Here is a 6,694-nt window from a genome sequence, read left to right as displayed (position 1 = left end):
TTATATGACACCGCGGTTATACCTTCCCCGCCCGTAATATGCAGACGGGTCTACCTTTACAGCGCTCCCCCACCCACCTCCTGCATAGGAAGTCGGCCCCGCCGACTTCCTATGCGCCCCAGCCCTCCACGAACGCGCCCTATGTAGACCAGTCGATATATTTTCCCCGGGCCCCCTCGGACACTCGATCCCGGCCCCGCGCACAGGAAGTCGGCCCGTCCGACTTCCTACTCCGCGGAGAGCTCCCCCGCGACGAGCAGCCGGTACCCGTAGTCCATCTGCTCCTGGTCGAGGAGTTCGGCATGGCGGCGGTGCCAGGCGCCGGATTCGAGATCGGCGCGCAAGCGGGCGATCGCCGGCTGCACCACCGCGGGCGGCAACTGGGCGAAGGTCGAGCTGGCCAGCCGGACGACCGGGTCGAGGTAGAACTCGGGCCGCCGCCAGTAGGCGATCTGGTAACCGTCCGTGAAATCGTGCGGGACGGGGAAGGGCAGCACGGTGTGCGCGTCCAGCGCATCGACGACCTGGGCCAGCGGCGTGAAGCGGCTCTCCTCCAGCTCCCGGATCTCGGGCAAGTACTCCTCCAGCAGCCACAGTTGCGGACGGTGGGCCGGATCCCAGGTGAAGACGACCTGCCGCCGGGCGACCCGCCGCAGCTCCGCGAGGCCCCGTTCGGGATCCGACCAGTGGTGGACGGTCATGACGGCCATCGCCGCATCGAAGGAGCCGTCCGGGAAGGGCAGTTGCTCGGCTCCGGCCTTGACCTTCCGGTTCCCCGGGTGCTGGTCGAGCATGACCTGGGAGGGGTCGACGGCGGTGACGGCGGCGCCCTCGGGCTCGTAGGATCCGGCGCCCGCACCGACGTTCACCACCGACCGGGCCCCCTGGAGGGCGGCACCGATCAGGGCGTGCAGTCGGGGATCGGGCCGGCGGATGGCGCGGTAGCCGACCCCGATCCGGTCGTACGTCGCCTGCGGTCGGCTGTCAGTGGTCTCTTCCATGCGGTCAAGCCCACCAAGCGGGGTGCCTGGCGGCAAGCGGTTCGGCGCAAGAGCGGGGAAAGCACGGCGCGTTGGTCCACCGTCCACCGACCGCCGACCACCGGGCGGCATCGGCGATCGGAGGGCGGCATCGGAGGGCCGGGCGGCCGGTCACGAGGCACCGCCAACCAGCGGCACCGCACAGGAAGTCGGCCCGTCCGACTTCCTGCGCAGGTGCCGCCCGTAGGTCAGCGACGGCGGGTGCCCACGGGCACGGTGAGGACGGCGAGGCCCGCGGCCAGGATGGCGAGGCCGCACCAGGAGACGGCGGGGAGGCGTTCGCCGAGGACGGCGACGCCGAGGAGCGCGGCGACGGCGGGTTCGGCGAGGGTGAGGGTGGTGGCGGTCTGGGCGGAGGTGCGGCGCAGGCCGTGGCCGAAGAGGCGGTAGGCGAGGAAGGTGGTGATCACGGCGAGGTGGAGCACCACCGCCGCACCGCGCGGCGAGGCGAGCCACCGCAGGTCGCCGAGGAACAGCACCGGCAGGACGAGCAGCGCGGCCGCGCCGAACATCGCCCCCATCACCCCGGCGGACGGGTGCCCGCGCGAGATGAGCTTCCCGCCGATGAGCGAGTACACGGCGTACGAGAGGCCGGAGAGCGCGGCCAGCGCCACCCCCACGGTGTCCACCGCCGCGCCGCCGCCGGTGAGTTCGGGGCCCAGCACCAGGACGGCACAGCCGACGACCGCCGTCACCGTGGCGCAGGCCCACCGGCCGCTCGGCCGCCCCTGCCGGGTGAGCCAGCCGAGCAGGCCGGCGAAGACGGGGGCACTGCCCAGTGCGATCACGGTGGCCACCGCCACCCCGGCGCGGGTCACCGCCGGATAGAAGGTGACCGGGTAGCCGACCACTGCGACGGCGCCGACGGCGAGTTGCCACCGCTCCCGGCGGCCGCAGGCCCGGGGCAGCGCGCGGGCGCTGCGGGTGGAGAGGAAGAGGAGGAGGCCGCCGAGGACCAGCGCGGCGGCGCCGATGCCCGCCGAAGGGGCGCCGTCGGGTGCGAGGGAGCTGGCTGTCCCGGTGGTGCCCCACAGCAGTGCGGCGACCAGGATCGGGACCGGCCCGCCGAGCGGGCTGGTGCGGCGGGCGGCGGGAGTGGTGGTGGCCCGGGTGGGCGCGGGCGTGGAGGTGCGGTTCGGCACAGTCGTGAACTTCCGTCGTCGAAGACCGTCAGGGGAGCTGGTTTCGCAACGGGCACACACGGCAGCCTCCTGGCGGCCGGAGAGGGCCGCAGCAGGGAGCACGGGGGTCAAGCCACCGGCGTGGGTGCCCGATCAGGCGCAGAGCGGTGGCAGCACGACGTGCCAGTACAGGTTCACGGGCCTGATGCTACCCGGCAGTTCCGGCGAGGTGGGGTCCACGGAGGAATTGGCGGCCGGGCGACGAAGCACCGGAGGCTCGACGGCGAGGATGGTGAATATTCACAGGCGACAGCGTGAACCTATGCAAAATCCAAAGGTGAACTAGGTTACAAACCTTTCAATCCAAGTCGCCTGGTTTGCCCACATGCTGAGATCCGTGCGATAGTCGAAGCAGCCCAACGGCGGGCGGCACAGCACGCCGGCCTGGGCGTGGAGACTTCGGCTGGCCCGACCTGGCACGGCCGACGCCCATCGCGCGGCACGCACCCCCTTGGCCGGCGCGATGACTTGCAGGGGCCCCCATCCGCCGGACCACGGCGACTTCGGGGGCCCTGCGCGTTTTCCCGGGAACACCCGGAAGGGTCAGTGCCGCTCGCGGACCTTCAGTTCGAACCAGACGCCCTTGCCGCGCGGCAGCAGGTCGGCGCCCCAGCGGTCGGCCAGGTCGTCGATGACCCGCAGACCCCGCCCCCGCTCGGTCACCGGCTTCGGCTCCGCGAGGATCATGCAGGGCAGCGCCCGGGAGGAGTCGCGGACCTCGACACGGAGCCAGCCCGGCTTGCGGATCACCTGGAGCCCGATAGTGCGTCCGGCGGCATGCCGGACGGCGTTGGAGACCAGTTCACTGGTGAGTAACTCACCGGCCTCCAGGTGCTGATGGAGGTCCCAGGACTCCAGGACCGACAGCACCAGTCGGCGGGCCACCGGGCCGGTCTCCGGCCGGGACGGCAGTCGTACCTCGTTCGGCACGGACTGATCGCTCAGCCTGCCGCAATACATCTCCTCCAGTTCCTCCGAGCTGAGCCGCTCCAGCGCCGCCAGCGCGCCCTGGACATCGATCCACGACGCCTCGGCGACCAATCCGGCCCCGGGAACTGATGACTGATCTGTTTCGCCCCAACCCGCCATGCGGTCCATCATTGCGGAACGCAAGCGGCCGCGTACGGACAATGAGCAAACGATCTCCTCCGAGTCGGCATATGCCGCGTGCAAGGAGACCCCGCGGAGAGTGCCAGGCGGGGGCCTGGAGGGGGCCCGGAGGGGGCCCGGAAGGAGCCGGAAGAGGGTGGGGAGCAGGCAACCCGGGCCGCGTCCGCGTCAATCCCGGGTTGCCGTGGAACCGCCCCGACCAGGGCGGCTACCGGTCGGCCTACCAGGCGCTCCAGGGCACGTTCCAGCCGCTCAGGCCGTTCGCCGGGTCGAGGGTCTCCTTCTTGGTGGAGTTCTTCACGACCACCACGTCGCCGACGATCGAGCCGGCGTAGAACTTGCCCATCGAGGTGGATTCGCCGCCGCCCTCGACGTCCTTGAGGGCGACGCAGCCGTGGCTGACGTTGTCCTCGCCGATGAGCTTGCTCCAGTAATTGCCGTGCAGGTAGGTGCCGCTGTCGGTGAGCCGCATCGAGTGCGGCACCTGGAGGTCGTACGGGGAGCCGCTCATGCCGGGGAGGGTGCTGGACTGCATCCGCACCACGCCCTCCTTGGACATGACGACCATCGTGCCGTTCCAGGTCGGGTGTTCGGGCGAGCCGGAGGTGATGTCGATGTCCGACGGTTTGCCGTCCAGTTCGACGGTCATCCTGTGCGCGGCGGCGTCAACCGTCGAAATCTGAGACCGCCCGATCGTGAAGGGCTCGTCCCGGTCGGTGCCGTACACCCCAGGGGCGATCTCGACGCTCTTGAGGCGGTAGTGCACCGTCACCTTGGTGCCGGACTTCCAGTACTGCTCGGGGCGGAAGTCCAGTCGGCGGTTGCCGAACCAGTGGCCCTTGACCACGGTGCCGTTGTCGGTCTCGAAGGTGATGCCCTTCGCGACGACGTCCTTGTTCTTGACGTCCTTGCTGAAGTTCACCGAGACGATCATGCCGACGCCGTACGTCGCGTCGTTGTCCACGTTGTCGGCGGCCTTGGCGAGGGCCGTCGGCGTCAGCGTGGTGAAGTTGCTGTCCGCGCTGGCGACCACGCCGTTGGCGTCCGCGGCCATCGCGCTGACCTGGTAGGCGCTGCCCACGGCGAGGCCGGCCGACGGGGTCCAGCTGGAGCCGTCGGCGGCGATGGTGCCGGGCACCTCCGCGCCCGTCTTGTCGCTGACCTTGACGGTGGTGAGCTTGCCGCCGGTCGCGCCGACCTTGAGTGCGTCGGGCGCGACGTCCACCGTGCCGGGCTTGGGCTCGATGTTCACCACGGCCTGCGACACCTTCGGCGCCGCGCTGCTCGCCGCCGCGGCGCCCGGGGAAGCCGTCCCGGCGGCCGCGCCGGCCCCCAGGTCCGCCTTGGCCGCGCTCCCGCCCCCGCTACCGCCGCTCCCGCCACCGCACGCGGCCGTCAGCGCCATCGCGCCGCCCACCAGACCGACGGCCACCACTCTGCGTATCGACCTCAACGTCGATCCCTCCCTCAGAAACCCCACGAACCGAACCCCACGAACCGCAACCCGCAACCCGCAACCCGCAACCCGAAGCCCGCGCGCCGAAACCTCACGACCCGAAACCCCGCGCAACTCCCGCGCACACGACGGACCCGACCACTACACGCGCCGGCCCCCGGAAAGGTTGCGCCATTCGGGGCCCGGTGCGCTGCGAAAACGCGAACGGCCCGACCCCAACGGGTGAGGATCGGGCCGCTCTTCTGCACCGCGCCGACGAACCGGGACTATCCGGTCAATCAGCGGGCAGGATCTACCAGTTCGCCCAGGCGACGTTCCAGCCGCCCAGCCCGTTGGAGGGCGCGACGGTCTTCTCCTTGCTGTTCACGACCTTGACCACGTCGCCGACCATCGTGTCGTTGAAGAACTTGCCCGCGACGGAGGTGTCGCTGCCGCCCTTCTCGTCCATCATCGCGACGCAGCCGTGGCTGGCGTTGGTCCTGCCGAACGGGTTGGTCGCGTTGGACCAGTAGTTGCCGTGCACGAAGGTGCCGGAGGTGGTCAGCCGCATCGCGTGCGGCACGTCCTGGATGTCGTACTCGCCGCCGAGGCCGACGGTCTGCGAGTTCATCCGGGTGACCTTCTCCTTGGACATGATCACCATGGTCCCGCTCCAGGACGGCGTCGCCTCCGCGCCCATGGTGACCGGCACGGTGGTGCTCTTGCCGCCCCGCTCGATCGTCATCTGGTGCGCCTTGGCGTCGGCGGTGGCGATCTGGGAGCGGCCGATGGTGAACGGCTCGTCCTTGTCCACGTCGCCGTAGATGCCCGGGGCGACCTCGACGCTCTTCAGCCGGTACTTGATGGTGACCTTGGTGTCCGGCTTCCAGTACTCGGCCGGGCGGAAGTCCAGCCGGTTGTCGCCGAACCAGTGGCCCTTCACCTCGGTGCCGTTGTTCGTCTCGAAGGTGATGCCCTTGAGGACGGCGTCCTTGTTCTTGACGGTCTTGCTGAAGTTCACCGAGACGATCATGCCGACGCCGTAGGTGGCGCCGTCGCTGATGTTGTCGTTGGTGGAGACCTTCTTGTCCGGCGTCAGCGTGGTGAACGTCGTGGTGGACGCGGCCACCAGGCCGTCGGCGTCCTTGGCCTGCGCGTTCACCTTGTACGCCATGCCGACGGTGAGCGCGGCGGCGGGCTTCCAGCCGATGCCGTCCGGGGTGATCGCCCCGTCGACCGGCTTGCCGTTCTTGTCGGTCACCTCGACCGTGGTGAGCTTGCCGTTCGAGACGGACACCTGCAACGCGTTGCTCGGTGCGACGTCCTGGGCGCCGTCCTTCGGCTCGACGGCCAGCACCGCGGCGGAGGTCTTCGGCTCGGCCGACGCGCCCGCCGGGGCCGCCGTCCCGCCCGCACCCGCCGTCGCCGCGGGCGCCGCGTTGTCGCCCCCGCCGCCCGTTCCGCCCTTGTCGTCGCCGCAGGCCGCGGTGAGCAGCAGCACCCCGCCCATGACCAACGCCATCGCACCCCTTCGCCCGTAACGGCTGGTGGTACGTATCGCGGCGTCGGCCGTCTTCCCCGTCTTCACGGTTTCTCCCCTCCCGGTATCCACTCTCTTGACGCGTTGAGTGCCCCCATGAGTTGCACCGGGCGCCGATCTTTCGCGCCGGACCAGGGCGCGCCGGAGCAGGATAGCCGGGCCGTCCGAGCGGCTCCCGGGGGGAGGTGGGTGGATCGGGGGTGAATCGGCGGTGAAGATCGACTACTGCGCGACGGGGCTTGAGGAGGGACCGACGGCGGGCCCGACGGCGGGACCAGCGGTGGGGCCGCCCGCCGGCCCCCCCCCCCGCCCCGCCCCCCGCCCCCCCCCCCCCCCCCCGGGGCGGGCCGCCCCCCCCACCGACCCCCCCCCCCTCCCGCCCGGGTGG

5 protein-coding genes are annotated in these 6,694 nt (G+C 70.9%); all 5 read right to left on the bottom strand.

The window, feature by feature from the left end; all coding sequences use genetic code 11:
- Positions 1 to 227: 227 nt before the first annotated feature.
- The 5 genes from ACFV61_RS19050 to ACFV61_RS19030 all read right to left on the bottom strand — a co-directional run bounded on the left by ACFV61_RS19050 (position 228) and on the right by ACFV61_RS19030 (position 6,288).
- Entirely contained in the window at positions 228 to 1,001 is a 774-nt protein-coding gene (locus ACFV61_RS19050) for a class I SAM-dependent methyltransferase (protein WP_063347752.1), read from the bottom strand.
- Between the two features lie 227 nt (positions 1,002 to 1,228).
- Complete coding sequence (locus ACFV61_RS19045; RefSeq protein ID WP_380484369.1) at positions 1,229 to 2,182, bottom strand: DMT family transporter; 954 nt, start codon at positions 2,180 to 2,182, stop codon at positions 1,229 to 1,231.
- A gap of 582 nt (positions 2,183 to 2,764) precedes the next feature.
- Positions 2,765 to 3,262: an ATP-binding protein gene (locus tag ACFV61_RS19040; protein WP_244293363.1), complete on the bottom strand. Its 498-nt coding sequence runs from the start codon at positions 3,260 to 3,262 to the stop codon at positions 2,765 to 2,767.
- A gap of 289 nt (positions 3,263 to 3,551) precedes the next feature.
- Positions 3,552 to 4,784 (bottom strand): Ig-like domain-containing protein, encoded by a 1,233-nt coding sequence (locus ACFV61_RS19035; protein ID WP_363371983.1) that lies wholly within the window; start codon positions 4,782 to 4,784, stop codon positions 3,552 to 3,554.
- A 295-nt stretch (positions 4,785 to 5,079) separates the two neighbouring features.
- On the bottom strand, positions 5,080 to 6,288 hold the full coding sequence (locus ACFV61_RS19030; RefSeq protein ID WP_063347755.1) for an Ig-like domain-containing protein: 1,209 nt from the start codon (positions 6,286 to 6,288) through the stop codon (positions 5,080 to 5,082).
- Positions 6,289 to 6,694 lie beyond the last annotated feature (406 nt).

The sequence above is a fragment of the Kitasatospora sp. NPDC059817 genome (genome assembly GCF_042731835.1).
GTDB lineage: Bacteria > Actinomycetota > Actinomycetes > Streptomycetales > Streptomycetaceae > Kitasatospora.
This window is presented reverse-complemented; position numbering and strand designations above follow the sequence as displayed.

What these genes read in the sequence shown, in the direction of transcription:
- ACFV61_RS19030 (WP_063347755.1), bottom strand. Translation starts at nt 6,288, where the DNA reads ATGGCGTTGGTCATGGGCGGGGTGCTGCTGCTCACCGCGGCCTGCGGC.
- ACFV61_RS19050 (WP_063347752.1), bottom strand. Translation starts at nt 1,001, where the DNA reads ATGGAAGAGACCACTGACAGCCGACCGCAGGCGACGTACGACCGGATC.